The 15,623-nt window shown below is 74.0% G+C and carries 16 protein-coding genes; 7 read left to right on the forward strand and 9 right to left on the reverse strand.

Annotated elements, in window-relative coordinates; genetic code table 11:
* Positions 1-59: 59 nt before the first annotated feature.
* Together CRP29_RS15445 and CRP29_RS15450 are read right to left on the reverse strand one after the other, a co-directional pair.
* The gene (locus CRP29_RS15445; protein ID WP_141437151.1) at positions 60-878 is read right to left on the reverse strand and encodes a hypothetical protein; all 819 of its coding nucleotides are present in this window, start codon (positions 876-878) and stop codon (positions 60-62) included.
* A gap of 131 nt (positions 879-1,009) precedes the next feature.
* Entirely contained in the window at positions 1,010-1,579 is a 570-nt protein-coding gene (locus CRP29_RS15450; protein ID WP_097195934.1) for a LysM peptidoglycan-binding domain-containing protein, read from the reverse strand.
* A gap of 210 nt (positions 1,580-1,789) precedes the next feature.
* Between CRP29_RS15450 and lexA the strand changes: the two genes are divergently transcribed.
* Positions 1,790-2,557 carry a transcriptional repressor LexA gene (lexA, locus tag CRP29_RS15455; RefSeq protein WP_097195935.1) on the forward strand — a complete coding sequence of 256 codons (768 nt, stop codon included), beginning with the start codon at positions 1,790-1,792 and terminating at the stop codon, positions 2,555-2,557.
* A gap of 44 nt (positions 2,558-2,601) precedes the next feature.
* On the opposite strand, the gene CRP29_RS15460 is transcribed toward lexA, so the two are convergent.
* The 3 genes from CRP29_RS15460 to hflX form a co-directional block, all read right to left on the reverse strand.
* Positions 2,602-3,672: a hypothetical protein gene (locus CRP29_RS15460; RefSeq protein ID WP_097195936.1), complete on the reverse strand. Its 1,071-nt coding sequence runs from the start codon at positions 3,670-3,672 to the stop codon at positions 2,602-2,604.
* Positions 3,644-4,366, reverse strand: a complete 723-nt coding sequence (locus CRP29_RS15465) for a phosphatase PAP2 family protein (protein WP_245852843.1) — start codon at positions 4,364-4,366, stop codon at positions 3,644-3,646. The genes CRP29_RS15460 and CRP29_RS15465 overlap by 29 nt, the downstream gene beginning before the upstream one ends.
* Before the next feature lie 63 nt (positions 4,367-4,429).
* Complete coding sequence (hflX, locus tag CRP29_RS15470) at positions 4,430-5,896, reverse strand: GTPase HflX (RefSeq protein ID WP_097195937.1); 1,467 nt, start codon at positions 5,894-5,896, stop codon at positions 4,430-4,432.
* 190 nt (positions 5,897-6,086) lie between these two features.
* Between hflX and CRP29_RS15475 the strand changes: the two genes are divergently transcribed.
* Complete coding sequence (locus tag CRP29_RS15475; RefSeq protein ID WP_097195938.1) at positions 6,087-6,296, forward strand: hypothetical protein; 210 nt, start codon at positions 6,087-6,089, stop codon at positions 6,294-6,296.
* Between the two features lie 21 nt (positions 6,297-6,317).
* On the opposite strand, the gene dapF is transcribed toward CRP29_RS15475, so the two are convergent.
* The 3 genes from dapF to CRP29_RS15490 are packed head-to-tail and all read right to left on the reverse strand — an operon-like array spanning position 6,318 to position 8,832.
* A complete protein-coding gene (dapF, locus tag CRP29_RS15480; protein ID WP_097195939.1) occupies positions 6,318-7,190 on the reverse strand; it encodes a diaminopimelate epimerase in 873 nt (290 codons plus the stop codon).
* Entirely contained in the window at positions 7,187-8,110 is a 924-nt protein-coding gene (gene miaA, locus CRP29_RS15485; protein ID WP_217991617.1) for a tRNA (adenosine(37)-N6)-dimethylallyltransferase MiaA, read from the reverse strand. The genes dapF and miaA overlap by 4 nt, the downstream gene beginning before the upstream one ends.
* Complete coding sequence (locus tag CRP29_RS15490) at positions 8,107-8,832, reverse strand: class III extradiol ring-cleavage dioxygenase family protein (RefSeq protein WP_097196029.1); 726 nt, start codon at positions 8,830-8,832, stop codon at positions 8,107-8,109. Before CRP29_RS15490 ends, miaA begins: the two co-directional genes overlap by 4 nt.
* A 124-nt stretch (positions 8,833-8,956) precedes the next feature.
* Here CRP29_RS15490 and CRP29_RS15495 point away from each other — a divergent pair, with 124 nt between their 5' ends.
* Positions 8,957-10,495: a DUF349 domain-containing protein gene (locus CRP29_RS15495; protein WP_245852845.1), complete on the forward strand. Its 1,539-nt coding sequence runs from the start codon at positions 8,957-8,959 to the stop codon at positions 10,493-10,495.
* A 63-nt stretch (positions 10,496-10,558) separates the two neighbouring features.
* Here the strand turns inward: CRP29_RS15495 and miaB are convergent, their stop codons facing one another.
* Complete coding sequence (gene miaB, locus CRP29_RS15500; RefSeq protein WP_097195941.1) at positions 10,559-12,049, reverse strand: tRNA (N6-isopentenyl adenosine(37)-C2)-methylthiotransferase MiaB; 1,491 nt, start codon at positions 12,047-12,049, stop codon at positions 10,559-10,561.
* 144 nt (positions 12,050-12,193) lie between these two features.
* On the opposite strand from miaB, the gene CRP29_RS15505 reads away from it, so the two are divergent.
* The 4 genes from CRP29_RS15505 (at position 12,194) to CRP29_RS15520 (ending at position 15,532) form a co-directional block, all read left to right on the forward strand.
* Positions 12,194-12,949, forward strand: a complete 756-nt coding sequence (locus CRP29_RS15505) for an amino acid ABC transporter ATP-binding protein (protein WP_097195942.1) — start codon at positions 12,194-12,196, stop codon at positions 12,947-12,949.
* Positions 12,950-12,983: 34 nt separating this feature from the next.
* Positions 12,984-13,871, forward strand: a complete 888-nt coding sequence (locus CRP29_RS15510) for a glutamate ABC transporter substrate-binding protein (RefSeq protein WP_097195943.1) — start codon at positions 12,984-12,986, stop codon at positions 13,869-13,871.
* Positions 13,872-13,964: 93 nt separating this feature from the next.
* Positions 13,965-14,618: an amino acid ABC transporter permease gene (locus CRP29_RS15515; protein ID WP_097195944.1), complete on the forward strand. Its 654-nt coding sequence runs from the start codon at positions 13,965-13,967 to the stop codon at positions 14,616-14,618.
* A complete protein-coding gene (locus CRP29_RS15520; protein ID WP_097195945.1) occupies positions 14,615-15,532 on the forward strand; it encodes an amino acid ABC transporter permease in 918 nt (305 codons plus the stop codon). Before CRP29_RS15515 ends, CRP29_RS15520 begins: the two co-directional genes overlap by 4 nt.
* The last annotated feature ends 91 nt before the right edge of the window (positions 15,533-15,623 follow it).

The raw sequence follows: 15,623 nt of genomic DNA on the forward strand, positions 1-15,623 counted from the left end.
CACACGACACGCCCGGCGACGCGCCGGTCGGGGCGCGCGCGGACGGTCCCCGGAACCGATCAGGCGGAGCGGGAGCCGCTCAGCCGCGGGCGACGAGAGGACGGCGCCAGGTCGCTCAGCCGCATGGGACGGGTCAGCAGGTCCGGCTCCACGTCGATGCGCCCGGTGCAGACCTCGGCACGGCCGTAGGACTCCTCCGGACGTGCCGTGCGGGCGGCCGGGACCACCCAGCCGGCGCCGACGTGCGGACGCGCCGCCGTGCGACGCGGCTCGGGAGCCGGCTCGGGCTCCACGGCCGGGAACTGGTCGGTGGCGTCGGTGACCGCGGCGAAGACCGCGGTGTCGGCGGCGCGGTGCCGGCCCTCGTCGTCCGGGGCGCGGTGCCGCCCGGCGGAGGCGGTTGCCCCGGCCGCGGGCACCGTCCGGACGGGGGCGGCTGCGACCGGGGCGGCGCCGACCGGCGCCTCCTCGGGGGCGCGACGGCGGCCGGTGCGTCGCTCGGCGACCGCGGGCGCCGGGGCCTCGTCGCGGATCATCGGCAGCGCGGCCGTGGTCGCCGCGTCGGAGCCGACGACCCGGCCGCGCAGCGCGGAGATCGCCTGGGCCGGCGGGAGCACCTGCTTGACCCGGTCGTCGATCCGGCCGGCCGCGACGGCCGGCGAGGCGTCGGTGTCCGGCAGGCGCAGTGCGGTCAGGTCGATCCAGGCCGTCTCCTCGACGCCGCCCACGACGACGCGGACCCACATCTGACAGGTCCCCGAGGCATCGTGCCGCCAGCCCAGCAGTTCGCCCGCCCACCACGTGCCCGCCTGGTAGACCTCGACGGACTGAGGGGAACTGGTGAACACAGCGGCGCGACTGTCCATGGGGCCTGACACGCAACGACCGTAAGCGCTCGGGTGACCACTCTGCGTGAAGGCGGGCGGACTGAGGGTTGACGAACTCGCGGCCTCGGGTTGGAGAGGTGTGCCCCTGGCGCCCGACCGACTCCCGGGCGGAGCAGCCCGCGTCACGGCAGGACGAGGGTCTGGCCCGGCACCAGGGAGGCGTTCGCCAACCCGTTGAGCTCGCGGATCTCGGCGATGACCGCGCGGACGTCGTCCCCGCTCCCGGCGACCGTGGCCGCGATGGACCACAGGGTGTCGCCCTGCTCGACGACGACACTGCTCTCCCCCGCCAGCCGGAGTCCGTCTCCCCCGCCCGAGGCAACCGAGCCCACCCAGGATCCGACCACCACCCCGATGGCCAGGCCGAGCACCACCCCGAGCCGCCGGGCCCGCCGGGTGAGCCGGAGGCCGGGCGCCACGCCGAACTCGGGCGAACAGGCCGGAACCGGCCGGCGCGGGCCGGGACCCGCCGGCGACGGACGCCGGGTGTTCGGCAGCGGAGGCCGGCGGCCGTGGACCTCGAAGCCCGCGGGGCGACGACCCGCGCCCGCTCGAACGACACCCGGCCGCCGCGCCGGGTCCGGCACCGCCCGGAGCTGCCCGCGCCGGCCGACCCCATCAGCCAGCGGCGGACGCCAGGGCGCCTGCACCGCCTCGTCGAACTCCACCACGGCCTGCGCCACGCTTCCCATGACCACTCCTCCCGACCCACCGACCGGTGCACCCGCGTTCGAACGACTGTTCGAATCGAACGTCTGTGCGATGTCTACCGGACGCCTCCGACAGAAGCGACCCCGACGCGAGACTTTCTTCGAACACCTGTTTGAAAGCCGGGGCGATCGGCGCTACGGTTCTCCCGACGCAACCAGCACGGCTGCACCGGCAGCCCGCGAGGAGGAGACGTGGCGGAGACCAGCGGGACGTCGGGCGGCCGGCGCACGCGCAGCGCGACGGCCGAACCGGAGAGCGACGGCGGCACCGCGTCGGTGCGCGCCTTCCCCGACCGCGGCGCCGACGGCGACGGGCTCACCCAGCGGCAGCGCCGCGTGCTGGAGGTCATCCGCGACTCCATCGACCGCCGCGGCTACCCGCCCTCGGTGCGCGAGATCGGCGAGGCCGTGGGCCTCTCCTCGGCATCCTCGGTGGCCCACCAGCTCTCGGTGCTGCAGAAGAAGGGCTGGCTGCGGCGCGATCCCAACCGCCCACGCGCCCTCGACGTCCGCCTGCCGGGCGACACCTCCCGTCCCGCGGCGCCGCTCCCGGAGCAGGCCGCCGGAACCGACGAGCCGCTGGCCGCCCCCACCTACGTGCCCCTGGTCGGCCGGATCGCCGCCGGTGGCCCGGTGCTCGCCGAGCAGGCGGTGGAGGACGTCTTCCCCCTCCCGCGCGAGCTCGTCGGCGAGGGCACGCTGTTCATGCTCAAGGTGGCCGGCGACTCGATGGTCGACGCCGCGATCTGCGACGGCGACTGGGTGGTCGTCCGCCAGCAGCCGACGGCGGAGAACGGCGAGATCGTGGCCGCGATGATCGACGGCGAGGCGACCGTCAAGACCTACAAGCGGCGCGACGGTCACGTCTGGCTGCTCCCGCACAACCCGGCGTACGAGCCGATCCCGGGCGATGACGCCACGGTCCTCGGCCGGGTCGTCTCGGTGCTGCGGAGGCTCTGAGCGGTTCCGTGACCCGGGCCGGCGGCAGCGTCAGCCGGCGCGGGTCACGGCGTGGACCGGCGGCGCACCAGGCCGCCGACCCAGACGACGACGGTGGCCACGGCCGCGGCGATGAGCGCGGACGTCACCGCCGAGCGTCCTGAGCTGGTGAGCTCGGTCAGGGTCGGCACCGGGCCGCCCGAGGTCGCCGCCGCGGCGGGCAACGTCCCCGCCGGGATCGGCACCACGACGACGTCCCCGGGCACGCCCTCGCCGGCCACGACGAGCTGCCGGTTGTCGGTCGTGAAACTGATCGCCTCGCCCTGCGGCGAGTCGGGCAGCGGCACCCGCACCGGTGTGCCCGCCAGCGCCGCGGGGACGTCCGAGCCGGTGAGCGGCCAGACGTAGGCATCGGTGTAGGTGCGCAGGGCCAGCGCGGAGCCGTCGCCGGCCACCGCTCCCCCGGTGATCAGCAACTGGCCCGCCCGGCCGACCGGGCCGCCGGGCGTGCCGGTGAGCGTCATGTTGACCGTCGCGACCCGCTCCATCGGAACGGTGACATCGACCGAGAGCGGGCCGGTGGGCCGGTACACGCCGCTGGACCCGAGGACGTCCTTGGTGACCAGGTAGGGCGTGCCGTCGGGGGCCAGCAGCAGCGCCTCGGAGTCGTGCGCGCCGTCGGGATAGCTGAGCCGGTGCACGCCCGCCGAGCCGTCGGGTCGCAGCGCCAGGAGGGCGACCGTCGAGCGGATGGCGGTGTTGTCGCCGGCGTCCGCCAGCCAGAGCGTGCCGTCGGCGCCGAGCCCGAGATCCTCCGGGTCGTACGGGTCTACGGCCGCACTGCGCGCCTCGAGCACCTGGCACCCGGCGTCCAGAACCGAGACGCTCAGCCGGTCACCGCCGTCGTTCATCACCAGCATGCGCTCGCCGAGGTCGACCAGGCCCGAGATCTCGGCCAGCGCCGGGTCGGTGACCGTGCACCGGACCGACGGTGCCGCCGGCTCCTCGGCCGCGGCACCTCCGGCGCCGGCGGCGGGCAGGCCGAGACCGAGGAGGACGACCACGCCGAGTCGGACCGCTCGCGTGGTGCGCCGTCCTCCGGAGCCGCTAGGCGGTCGCTCGGCCTGCTCGGGCACGAACCCAGCGTGACAGAACGACTGCGTCGAGTGCGTGAACCACGCCCAGCAACACGATGCCGACGGCCGCTCCCACGACGGCGTCGGTGACCCAGTGGAAGTCCAGCGAGATCATCGACAGGCCCGTCAGGACCGGGCCGACGACGCTCAGCCACCAGAAGAGGCGCTGGATCCGGGCCGGCAGCCCGTACTCCACGGCCTGCCACCGGGCCACGCCCCACATGAGCACCGCGTTCGCGACGTGCCCCGACGGGAAGGAGGCGCCGTCGTCGTGGAAGAAGTAGCTCCCCGGATAGCCCGGGGCGGTCCGGCCGGTGCCGTACTTCAGCGCGTAGACGACGCCGGTGAGCAGGGCGAGGGCGACCAGCACCCGGAGCGCCGGCAGCACGGTGCGCCGCCGCCAGGCGAGATAGCCGACCAACCCGGCGAGCACGACCAGGATGGTCACCCGACCGCCCAGCTGCGTCACCAGCCAGACCAGCGGGTACACGGCCGAATCGGCCAGGCCCCAGTCGCTCACGATCTCCGAGACGCGGATGTCGAGGCTTTCGGAGGTGCCGGAGGCCAGCAGATCCGCGGTGACGAGCCCGCCGACGACGAGCGCGGCCAGCATCAGCCACCACGACGGCCGTCCCACCGGCGCCCCGGAGGTGCTCCCCCGGAGGCCGGCGTCGTGCACCACGCCGCTTGTCACCGGCTCACCGTACCGGGCCGTGACCTCGCCGTGACCTGACCGAGCCGGACGGAGCGCCGTCGGTCAGACCACCGGCGCGGCGAACTCCTCGAGCGCCGAGGCCAGGGCCCCGTCGACCCGAGCGGTGAGCCGGGTGCCTGCGGCCTCGTGCGCCTCGGCGAGCACCTCGCCGTCCCGGTGGACGCGGGCGACGAGATCGCCGCGGTCGTAGGGCACCAGCACGTCGACGTCCACGTCGGGGTGCGGCAGCCGGGCCGCGATGAGCTCCCGCAGCCCGTCCATCCCGGCACCGGTCCGCGCCGAGACCCACACCGCGCCGGGCAGCGCCTGGCGGAGGGTGAGGATGGCCTCCTCGTCCATGGCGTCGACCTTGTTCACGACGATCACCTCGGGGACCGCGGAGGCGTCGATCTCCCGGAGCACGACGTGCACCGCGTTGATCTGGCCGAGCGGGTCGGGGTCGGAGCCGTCGACCACGTGCAGCAGCAGGTCGGCGGCGGCGACCTCCTCGAGCGTCGAGCGGAACGCATCGACCAGCTGGTGGGGCAGGTGCCGGACGAACCCGACCGTGTCGGTGAGCGTGTACTCCCGGCCGTCGGGCCCCTCGGCCCGGCGCACGGTCGGGTCCAGGGTCGCGAACAGTGCGTTCTCGACCAGCACACCGGCCCCGGTGAGCTGGTTGAGCAGGCTGGACTTCCCGGCGTTGGTGTAACCGGCGATCGCCACGCTCGGGGTCGCGTTCCGGTCGCGGCTGCTGCGCTGCGTCGCGCGGGCCGTCGCCATGCCGGCGATCTCGCGGCGCAGCTTGCTCACCCGCGCCCGGATCCGCCGGCGGTCGGTCTCGATCTTGGTCTCACCGGGGCCGCGGGTACCGATGCCGCCACCGCCGGCGACCCGGCCACCGGCCTGACGGGACAGCGACTCACCCCAGCCGCGCAGGCGCGGCAGCATGTACTGCATCTGCGCCAGCTCGACCTGGGCCTTGCCCTCCCGGCTGGTGGCGTGCTGGGCGAAGATGTCGAGGATCAGCGCCGTCCGGTCGACGACCTTGACCTTGAGCACCTTCTCCAGCTGGTTCAGCTGGCCCGGGGTCAGTTCGCCGTCGCAGATCACGGTGTCGGCGCCGGTCGCGGCGACGATGTCGCGGATCTCGTTCGCCTTGCCCGAGCCCACGTAGGTGGCGGCGTCCGGCTTGTCCCGGCGCTGGCTCACGGCCTCGAGGACCTCGGAGCCGGCGGTCTCGGCCAGGGCGGCGAGCTCGGCCAGCGAACGGTCGGCGTCCACCTGCGTGCCCTCGGTCCAGACGCCGACCAGCACCACGCGCTCGAGACGCAGCTGCCGGTACTCGACCTCGGTGACGTCGGCCAGCTCGGTACCGAGCCCGGCGACGCGGCGCAGCGCGCCGCGCGCCTCGAGGGCGTAGGAGCCGGTGGTCTCGTCCTTCTCCACCCGCCGTGCGTCGGCGGCGGGGGCGGAGCGGGTCGAGGCAGCGGTCGGCTCCTCGACGGGGGTGTTCGCGGCGGTCGTCATCGTCTCCAGCGTGGCACGGTCTGCGGCAGGTAGCACCTGAGTTGTCATCGCCCGGTACAACACGCCACCCCTGCGAGTCCATCCCGGGACCGCGGCCGCGGCCACCGCCTCCACCGGCGCAGCCACGAGTGCTCCTCGCCGCTGCCGGGTAGCGGGGGTGGGTCAGACATCGCCGTCACGAGGAGCAGTCATGAGCGGAAGCGGATCGAGCAGCCTGGGGAAGAACAGCGAGCTGGACGATCCCGGCCGGGACCCGAAGGGCATCGGCGGCCCGCCGCGCAACCCCATGGGCGGTGGGCCCGACCAGGACAGCGGCCGGGGCGAGCCGACCGGCAGCCCCGGCACCGAGGGCGAGTCGATGATGCCGGAGTCGCCGACGGACGACGACGACCGCGTCTGACGGAACGAACCGGCCCGGGGCTCAGGCCCCGAGCCACTCCTGGCACAGCACGCCGGCCGACACCAGCACCGCGGGGCCGGTGAGCACCGTCGTCCGGGGGTCGACCTGCACCGACAGGCGACCCCCGGGGACGTCGACCAGGACCGTTCCCTCGGTCCGGCCGGTGTCGGCCAGGGCCGCGTACGCCGCCGCGCAGGCGCCGGTGCCGCAGGAGCGGGTCTCCCCCACTCCGCGCTCGAACACCCGGAGCCGGATGTGCGCGCCCGGTTCGACCACGTTGACCAGCTCGACGTTGACGCCCTCGGGGAAGAGCTCCGCGTCGAACCGCGGCGCGCGGCTCAGGTCGAGGGTGTCGACGTCGACGTCGGTGAGCGACGCCAGGTGCGGGTTGCCCATCGAGACCGCCCGCCCGGAGAACGTGCGCCCGTCGAGCTCGGCCGAGCCGTGCCCGAACTCGGTGGCCGGACCCATGTCGACCCAGTAGGCGCCGTCCGCCGTCGCCCCCACCCGGCGCGGACCACCACGGGTGCCGACCAGGACTCCGTCGGTGCAGGCCGCCCGGTCGAGCAGCCCCTCCTCGATCAGCGCGTGGAGGAACAGCCGGATGCCGTTGCCGCACATCTCCGCGTACGAGCCGTCGGCGTTGCGGTGGTCCATGAACCACTCGCAGGCGGCGAGCTCCGGCCCCAGGACGTCGGCGGCGTCGGGCACGTGCGCGCTGCGCACCAGGCGGAGGACGCCGTCGCCCCCGAGTCCGGCGCGGCGGTCGCACAGCCGGCGCACCATGGCGGCGTCCAGGCGTTCGCCGGCCCATCCGGAACCGTCGGGGTCGGGCAGCACGACGAAGTCGTTCTCGGTCCCGTGCCCGATCAGCACGCGGGGGGTGGCGGTCACCGGCCGATCGTACGGTCGGCGATCACCGCGGCCGCGGCGTCGAGCAGGTCGGGCCGGCCGGCGTCGAGCCAGGTGGTGGCCCCATCGCGGCGGAACCACGAGCGCTGCCGGCGGACGAACCGGCGGGTGGTGACCACCGTCCGCTCCCTCGCCTCGTCCTCGGTCAGCGTGCCGTCGAACTGGGCGAGCACCTGCGCGTAGCCCAACGCGCGGGACGCCGTCGGCCCCTCGCGCAGCCCCTCGGCGGCCAGCGCCGCCACCTCCGCGACGAAACCGGCCGCCCACATGCGGTCCACCCGCCGCGCGACCCGCTCGTCCAGCTCGACCGGGTCGCGGTCCAGGGCCAGCGTCACCGCCGGGTAGTGCGGTACGGGCTCGGGCATCGTGGCGCGGAAGGGGCCACCGGTGATCTCGACGACCTCCAGCGCCCGGACGATCCGCCGCCCGTTCCCGGGCAGCACCGCCTGCGCCGCCGCCGGGTCGACCGCAGCCAGCCGGGCGTGCAGCGCCGCCGGACCCTGCTCGGCCAGCTCGGCCTCCAGCCGGGCCCGCACGGCGGCGTCGGTGCCCGGGAAGTCCAGCTCGTCGAGGACCGCCCGCACGTAGAGCCCCGACCCACCGACCAGCAGGGGGACGACGCCGGCGGCGCGGAGCCGGTCGATCTCGGCCCGCGCGCGCTGCCGGTACTCGGCCGCCGACGCCGGTTCGCGCACGTGCCACAGGTCGAGCAGGTGGTGCGGCACGCCACCGCGCTCGGCCTCGTCGGGCTTGGCGGTGCCGATGTCCATGCCGCGGTACAGCTGCATCGAGTCGGCGTTCACCACCTCGCCACCGAGCCGCCGGGCGAGCTGGACGGCGAGCGCGGTCTTGCCCGTGGCCGTGGGCCCGACCACCGCGATCACCGGAGGCGGTCCGTTCACCGCGCCGCCCAGTCGGCGACGAGGTAGCCGACCCCGAACGAGGCGGAGGCGGCGTGCAGGTGCGCGACGACGGCCCGGTCGGCCAGCGCGCTGCCGACGGCCCGCCAGACGGGCACGCCCGCCGCCAGCAGCCGCTGCCCCTCCTCCTCGTCCAGTGCGGCGAGCGCGGCGGCGTCCCCGCGCCCGAGCGCCCGGGCGACGGCGTCGTCGAAGGGCTCGGCGGCCGGGTCGAGGTGGCCGGGCGCCTTCAGGCTGCGCCGGGCCGACCCGTCCCCCATCGCCAGCACCCCGACGGCTCCGGGGAGGGAGCGCACCAGCCCGGGCAGGTCGTCGGGGCCGACGCCCACGCGCGTCCCGGCGTAACCCGCCTGGTCGAGCAGCCACGCGCCCAGCAGGTGCGGCAGCGGCAGCCGGCGACCGCCGGGCCGCACCCCGCCGGCGAACGGCAGCTCGACGTCGATGCCGAGACCGCGGAGGTCGCCGGCGTCCCCGTCGCCGAACCGGACGCCGGGCGGCGCACCGACACCCACCACGAGGACCACCCCGGGCGCGACGGCGAGCATCGCGGACACCGCGTCGGCGCAGGCGCGGCGCAGGGCAGCCGTGTCGGCGTCGGGCCGCCCCTCGACCGCGGGCACCAGCAGCGGCGGAGCAGGGCAGAAGGCGACGGTGACCCCGTCGGGGGCGAACGGGACCGGCGGCCTCCGGGGATCGGCACTCACATCCAGCAGTGTCGCCGATGCGACGTGGGACACTGCCGGAGTGTCGAGCACGGACAACCCCGGCAGCGGGGCGCAGCAGGCCACTCCACCGATTGTGGAGACTCCCGACGGAGCGAGCGCGGAGGTGGAACAGGTACCGGCGGCAGTGACGCCGGAGGCGGCGCCCGAGGTGGCGGTCCCGGCGGCGGAGACGCTGGAGACGGTGGCTCCCGAGGCAGCCGTCCCGCCGCCCGGTCCCGAGGCCGCCGCGACCGAGGCGACGGCGACCGAGGCGACGGCGCCCGAGGCGCCTGCCGCCGAGGCGTCGACTGCCGAGGAACCGGCTGCCGAGCAGGCGACAGCGGCTCCGGACGCCGAGACCCCGCCCGCCCCGGGCTCGGCCGGACCCGCGTCCCCGATCCCCGCACCGGCGGTGCCCTCCCCCGCGTCGATCGCCCCCACGGCCGGAGCGGTCAGCGACCCGTCCTCGTGGGGCCGGGTCGACGAGGACGGCACCGTGTACGTCCGCACCGCCGAGGGCGAGCGCGCCGTCGGCTCCTGGCAGGCCGGCGAGCCCGTGGCCGGCCTGGCGCACTACGCCCGCCGGTTCGACGACCTCGCCACCGAGGTCACGCTGCTCGAGGCGCGGCTGAAGGCGCACACCGGCAACCCGGCGGAGATCAAGAACAAGGCCCAGACGCTGGCCGAGTCGATCCCGACCGCCGCCGCGGTCGGCGACCTCGAGGGCCTGGCCGCCCGCGCCCGCGCGATGGTCGGCACCGCCGACTCGGCCGCGGCCGAGTCCCGGGCCGAGAAGGCCGCCGCGCGCGCCGCCCAGGTGGCCCGCAAGGAGGCGCTCGCCGCCGAGGCCGAGCAGATCGCCGCGGAGTCGACGTCGTGGAAGGCCGCCGGCGACCGGCTCAAGGCCATCGTCGAGGAGTGGAAGACGATCCGCGGTATCGACCGCAAGACCGACGAGGCGCTGTGGACCCGCTTCGCCGCCGCGCGGGACGCCTTCGGCCGCCGCCGGGGGGCGCACTTCGCCCAGCTGGACACCCAGCGCGGCGAGGCCCGCGCGGCCAAGCAGGAGCTGATCAAGGAGGCGCAGCGGCTCGCCGCCTCCACCGACTGGGGTCCGACGAGCGCGGCGATGCGCTCGCTCATGGACCGCTGGAAGGCCGTGCCACGCATCGGCCGGGACGGCGACGACGACCTGTGGAAGCAGTTCCGCGCCGCCCAGGACGTCTTCTTCGCCGCCCGCGCCGACTCGGACAAGGCGCGCACGAGCGAGGAGACGGCCAACCAGAAGCTCAAGGAGGAGCTGCTGGCCGAGGCCGAGCGGCTCGACCCGTCCAAGGACCTGCGCGGGGCCCAGAACGCCCTGCGCAAGCTCCAGGAGCGCTACGACGCCGTCGGGCACGTCCCGCGCGGGGCCATGCGCCAGCTCGAGGACCGCATGCAGGCCGTGGAGGAGAAGGTGCGCGGCGCCGCCGACGCCGGACGCCCGCGGGTCGCTGCGGAGAACCCGATGGTCACCTCGATGCGCGCCGCGGTCACCAAGGCCGAGGAGCAGCTGGCCAAGGCCGAGGCGGCCGGTGACCAGCGCCGGATCGACGAGGCTCAGGCCAACCTGGCGACCCGCCGCGAGTGGCTGACCGAGGCCGAGAAGTCCGCTCGCCGCTAGGCATTCCCCGCGCACGACGCCCCCGCCCGGAGTTCCGGTGCGGGGGCGTCGTCGTCGGAGGGCTCAGCAGCCGCTGGCGAGCACCGGCAGCGGCTCGGGGACGCCGATGGCGGGCATGCCCAGCGCGACGCCCGGCGTCGTCGGGCGGGTGCCGGCCTCGCTCGCGTCTCCGGCCGCGGTGCGGCGGTGGGACAGCAGGGCGCCGTCGGCCACCAGGAAGTGCGGCTTGGCGTCGGTGACGACCGTCTCGACGACGTCGCCCGGGCGGATGCCGGCGCCGATCTCCCCGCCCACCCGGAAGTGCACCAGGCGACCGTCGCGGGCGCGGCCGGAGAGCCGGCCGGTGGCGGCGTCCTTGCTGCCCTCGCCCGCGGCGACGAGCAGCTCGACCTGCCGGCCCACCTGGGCCCGGTTCGCAGCGAGGCTGATCTCGTCCTGCAGCGCGGTCAGCCGCAGGTACCGCTCCTGGACGACCGCCTTGGGCAGCTGCTCGTCCATCTCGGCCGCCGGCGTCCCGGGGCGCTTGGAGTACTGGAAGGTGAACGCGCTGGCGAACCGCGCCTGCCGGACGACCTCGAGGGTCTGCTCGAAGTCGGCCTCGGTCTCGCCGGGGAAGCCCACGATGATGTCGGTGGTGATCGCCGCGTCGGGCATCGCGGCCCGCACCCGGTCGATGATCCCGAGGTACCGCTCCTGCCGGTAGCCGCGGCGCATCCGGCGCAGGACGTCGTCCGAACCGCTCTGCAGCGGCATGTGCAGCTGGTGGCACACCGCCGGGGTCTCGGCCATCGCGTCGATGACGTCGTCGGTGAACTCGCGGGGGTGCGGGCTGGTGAAGCGGATCCGCTCCAGGCCCTCGATCCGGCCGGCGGAGCGCAGCAGGTCGGCGAACGCGCCCCGCTCGCGGAACTCCACGCCGTAGGCGTTCACGTTCTGCCCGAGCAGCGTCACCTCGAGCACGCCCTGGTCCACCAGTGCCTGCACCTCGGCCAGGATCTCGCCGGGGCGGCGGTCCTTCTCCTTGCCGCGGAGCGCCGGGACGATGCAGAACGTGCAGGTGTTGTTGCAGCCCACGCTGATCGACACCCAGCCGGAGTAGGCCGAGTCCCGCTTGGCCGGCAGCGTCGAGGGGAAGACCTCGAGCGACTCGACGATCTCCACCTGCGCCTCGGCGTTGTGTCGCGCCCGGTCCAGCAGCGCGGGCAACGAGCCCACGTTGTGCGTGCCGAAGACGACGTCGACCCAGGGTGCGCGCCGGACGATCTCGCCGCGGTCCTTCTGCGCCAGGCAGCCGCCGACGGCGATCTGCATGCCGGGGCGGGCGTCCTTCACCGGGCGCAGGTGGCCGAGGTTGCCGTAGAGCCGGTTGTCGGCGTTCTCCCGCACCGCGCAGGTGTTGAGGACGACGACGTCGGCGTCGTCCCCCTCGGGGGCGGCGCGGTAGCCGGCCTGCTCCAGCAGCCCGGACAGCCGCTCGGAGTCGTGCACGTTCATCTGGCACCCGTAGGTGCGCACCCGGTAGGTGCGCTCGGGGCTCATCGCTGCGCTCTCCATGACAGGAGCGAGGGTACGGCGCGCCCGCCAGGGGCCGTCCGGGCCGATCGCCGATGCCCCGGCCGGGGGAATTCGAGGCGTTCGTTACCGCTTCGTGATCCCACGGTTCGGGATACGAGACCATCCGGCTTTAGTGTCCCCGGGGTGACCAGCCGTCCGAACGGAGAGCCTCTCGTCCGCCTGTCCGGCGTCAACAAGTGGTTCGGCGAACTGCACGTGCTCCAGGACATCGACCTGTCCATCGACCGCGGCGAGGTCGTCGTGGTCATCGGCCCCTCGGGCTCGGGCAAGTCGACGCTCTGCCGCGCCATCAACCGGCTCGAGCCCATCGACAAGGGCGAGATCACCATCGACGGGGGCCGGCTGCCCGAGGAGGGCAAGGAACTCGCCCGCCTGCGGGCCGACGTCGGCATGGTGTTCCAGAGCTTCAACCTCTTCGCGCACAAGACGGTCCTGGAGAACGTCGCGCTCGGCCCGGTCAAGGTGCGGAAGAAGCCCAAGGCCGAGGCCGAGGGGCGCGCGCGGGAGCTGCTCGAGCGCGTGGGCGTCGCCAGCCAGGCCGACAAGTACCCGGCGCAGCTGTCCGGCGGTCAGCAGCAGCGGGTGGCCATCGCCCGCGCCCTGGCCATGGAGCCCAAGGTGATGCTCTTCGACGAGCCCACCTCGGCCCTCGACCCGGAGATGATCAACGAGGTCCTCGACGTGATGGTCGGGCTCGCCAAGGACGGCATGACGATGGTCGTGGTCACCCACGAGATGGGCTTCGCCCGCCGGGCGGCCAACCGCGTCGTGTTCATGGACGGCGGCCGGATCGTCGAGACCGCCGAGCCCGAGACGTTCTTCACCAGCCCGCGCTCCGACCGGGCCAAGGACTTCCTCTCCAAGATCCTCACCCACTGACCACCGAGCACCATCCAGCGAGAGGACCGAACCCATGCAGTTCCGCCGCACCGCCCTGGTTGCCGCCCTGTCCGTCGTCGCCCTGACCGCCGCCGCCTGCGGTGACGACGCCGACGACAGCGCCGCCGAGCCCACCGTCGCCGAGGCCCCCGAGTTCGAGGCGGGCACCACGATGGCCGAGATCGCCGAGGCCGGCACGCTCCGCGTCGGCACCAAGTTCGACCAGCCCGGCTTCGGTCTGGAGAACCTCGAGGGCGAGGTCGAGGGCTTCGACGTCGAGGTCGCCAAGATCATCGCCGGCGCGCTCGGCATCGCGCCCGAGGACATCGAGTGGGTGCAGACCCCCTCCTCCGTCCGCGAGGACGTCATCGAGGGCGACGAGGTCGACATGGTCGTCGCCACCTACACGATCAACGACAAGCGCAAGGAGCGGATCTCCTTCGCCGGGCCGTACTACGAGGCCGGGCAGCAGATCATGGTCGCCTCGGACAACGACGAGATCGACGGGCCGGACTCCCTCAAGGAGAACCCGGACGCCAAGGTGTGCTCCGTGACCGGCTCCACGCCGGCCGAGCAGATCAAGCCCTACCTGGCCGACCCGGGCCAGCTGGTGCTCTTCGACGAGTACTCGCAGTGCGCCGACTCGCTCCGCAACGGCCAGGTCGACGCCGTGACGACCGACAACGTCATCCTGCTCGGCTTCGTCTCCGAGTCCGACGGCGCCTTCAAGCTCGTCGGCGAGCAGTTCACCGAGGAGCCCTACGGCATCGGCATCACCAAGGGCGACGTCGCCTTCTGCGAGTTCATCAACGAGACGCTGCAGGAGAACGAGGACGCCTACATCGAGGCGTGGGAGTCCACGGCCGGCGAGGTCGAGGGCACCGAGACCCCCGAGCTGCCCGAGCCCGCCCCGTGCGCCTGACCGTCTGATCGCCCCGCGGCCGGCCGGCCATCCGTGCCGGCCGGCCGCGGGACCCCGTCCTGATCCGAGAGCGCCGGCGCCGGAGGAGAGCCCGTGAGTCCTGTCTTCGACAACATCGATCTCTTCGTCGACGGTTTCCTGACCTCGCTCAAGATCATCCTGTTCGCACTGGCGGGCGCCCTGCCCCTCGGCGTGCTCATCGCCGCGTGCCGCGTCTCTCCCATCCCGCCGCTTCGGGCGTTCGGGACCTTCTGGGTGACCACCTTCCGCAACACCCCGCTGACGGTGGTGCTGTTCTTCTGCGCGTTCGGCTTCCCCGAGCTCGGGATCAACCGGTCGTTCTTCTTCTTCGGCGTGCTGGGCCTGGTGCTCTACACCTCGGCGTTCGTCTGCGAGGCGGTGCGCTCGGGCATCAACTCCGTGCCCGCCGGGCAGGCAGAGGCCGCCCGCTCCATCGGGCTGAACTTCAGTCAGGGGCTGCGCTTCGTCGTCCTCCCCCAGGCGCTGCGCACCGTCGTCCCGCCGCTGGGGAGCGTGCTGATCGCCATGATGAAGAACTCGGCGGTCGTGGGCGCCTTCGGCGTGGGCGGTGACCTGTGGAGCACCGGGGCGTCGCTCACCAGCGCCCAGGGCTACGCGACCTTCCCGATCTACGTCGGCGGCGTGGCGGTCGGCTACCTGATCATCACGCTCACGGCGGGCGCGCTGCTGCAGCTCCTCGAGCGGAAGGTGGCGATCGCCCGATGAGCCAGCAGGAGCAGGCCGTCCTCTACGACGCCCAGGGGCCCAAGGCCCGCCGGCGGAGCCTGATCGGCACGGTCGTCGCCGTGCTGGTGCTCCTCGGGCTGGCCTACGTGGTCGTCCGGCGGCTGGCCGACCAGGACCAGTTCTCCATGGAGAAGTGGGGCCCCCTCATCGATCCGGGCGACGAGAACTTCGACGCCGTCTGGCGGCTGATCCGCGAGGGCATCGTCAACACGCTCACGGCCGCGGCGCTGGCCATGGTGCTGTCGGTCGTGCTCGGCACGCTGATCGCGGTGGCCCGCCTCTCGCTGGGCCGCGTCGGGCGCATCCCGCTCATCGGCCTCGTCGAGATCTTCCGCGGCCTGCCCGTGGTCGTCCTCGTGTTCATCGGCGTCCGGGTGCTGCCCGACGTGGGCGTCGACCTCAGCGGGCTGCCCGGCGGCCAGGTGCTGTGGGGCCTGGTCATCGGCCTCACCGTCTACAACATGGTGATCTTCGCCGAGATCGTCCGCGCCGGCGTCGCCTCGCTGCCCCGGGGTCAGCGGGAGGCCGCGCTGGCGAACGGGCTCACCAACTGGCAGACGATGCGCATCGTGCTGCTCCCGCAGGCGTTCCGCACCATGCTGCCGGCGATCATCAGCCAGTTGATCGTCGTCCTGAAGGACACCTCGCTGGTCACCTTCATCGCGAACTACGACGAGCTGCTCAGCCAGGGCGAGAGCATCCAGCGCAACCTGGGCAACCCGATCCAGACCTTCTTCGTCATCGCGCTGATCTACATCGCCATGAACTACTGCCTCGGTCGCCTGGCCCAGTACATCGAACGACGCCAGGCACGGGCGGGTCGCTCGACGGCCGGGCCTGCCGAGACCGCGGGCCTCGCGCCCGGAGCCGCACCCGTCGGCGGGGGCGCCTGACCGTCTGGACCGCCGGGACGCAAGGGTGGATCGTCGCCCTGCGGTCAAGAACCGTGGCCGGGCCTCCGATGGAGAAGAGGCGAGGCTTCGC

The sequence above is a fragment of the Blastococcus aggregatus genome (genome assembly GCF_900221005.1).
GTDB classification, from domain to species: Bacteria; Actinomycetota; Actinomycetes; order Mycobacteriales; family Geodermatophilaceae; genus Blastococcus; species Blastococcus aggregatus.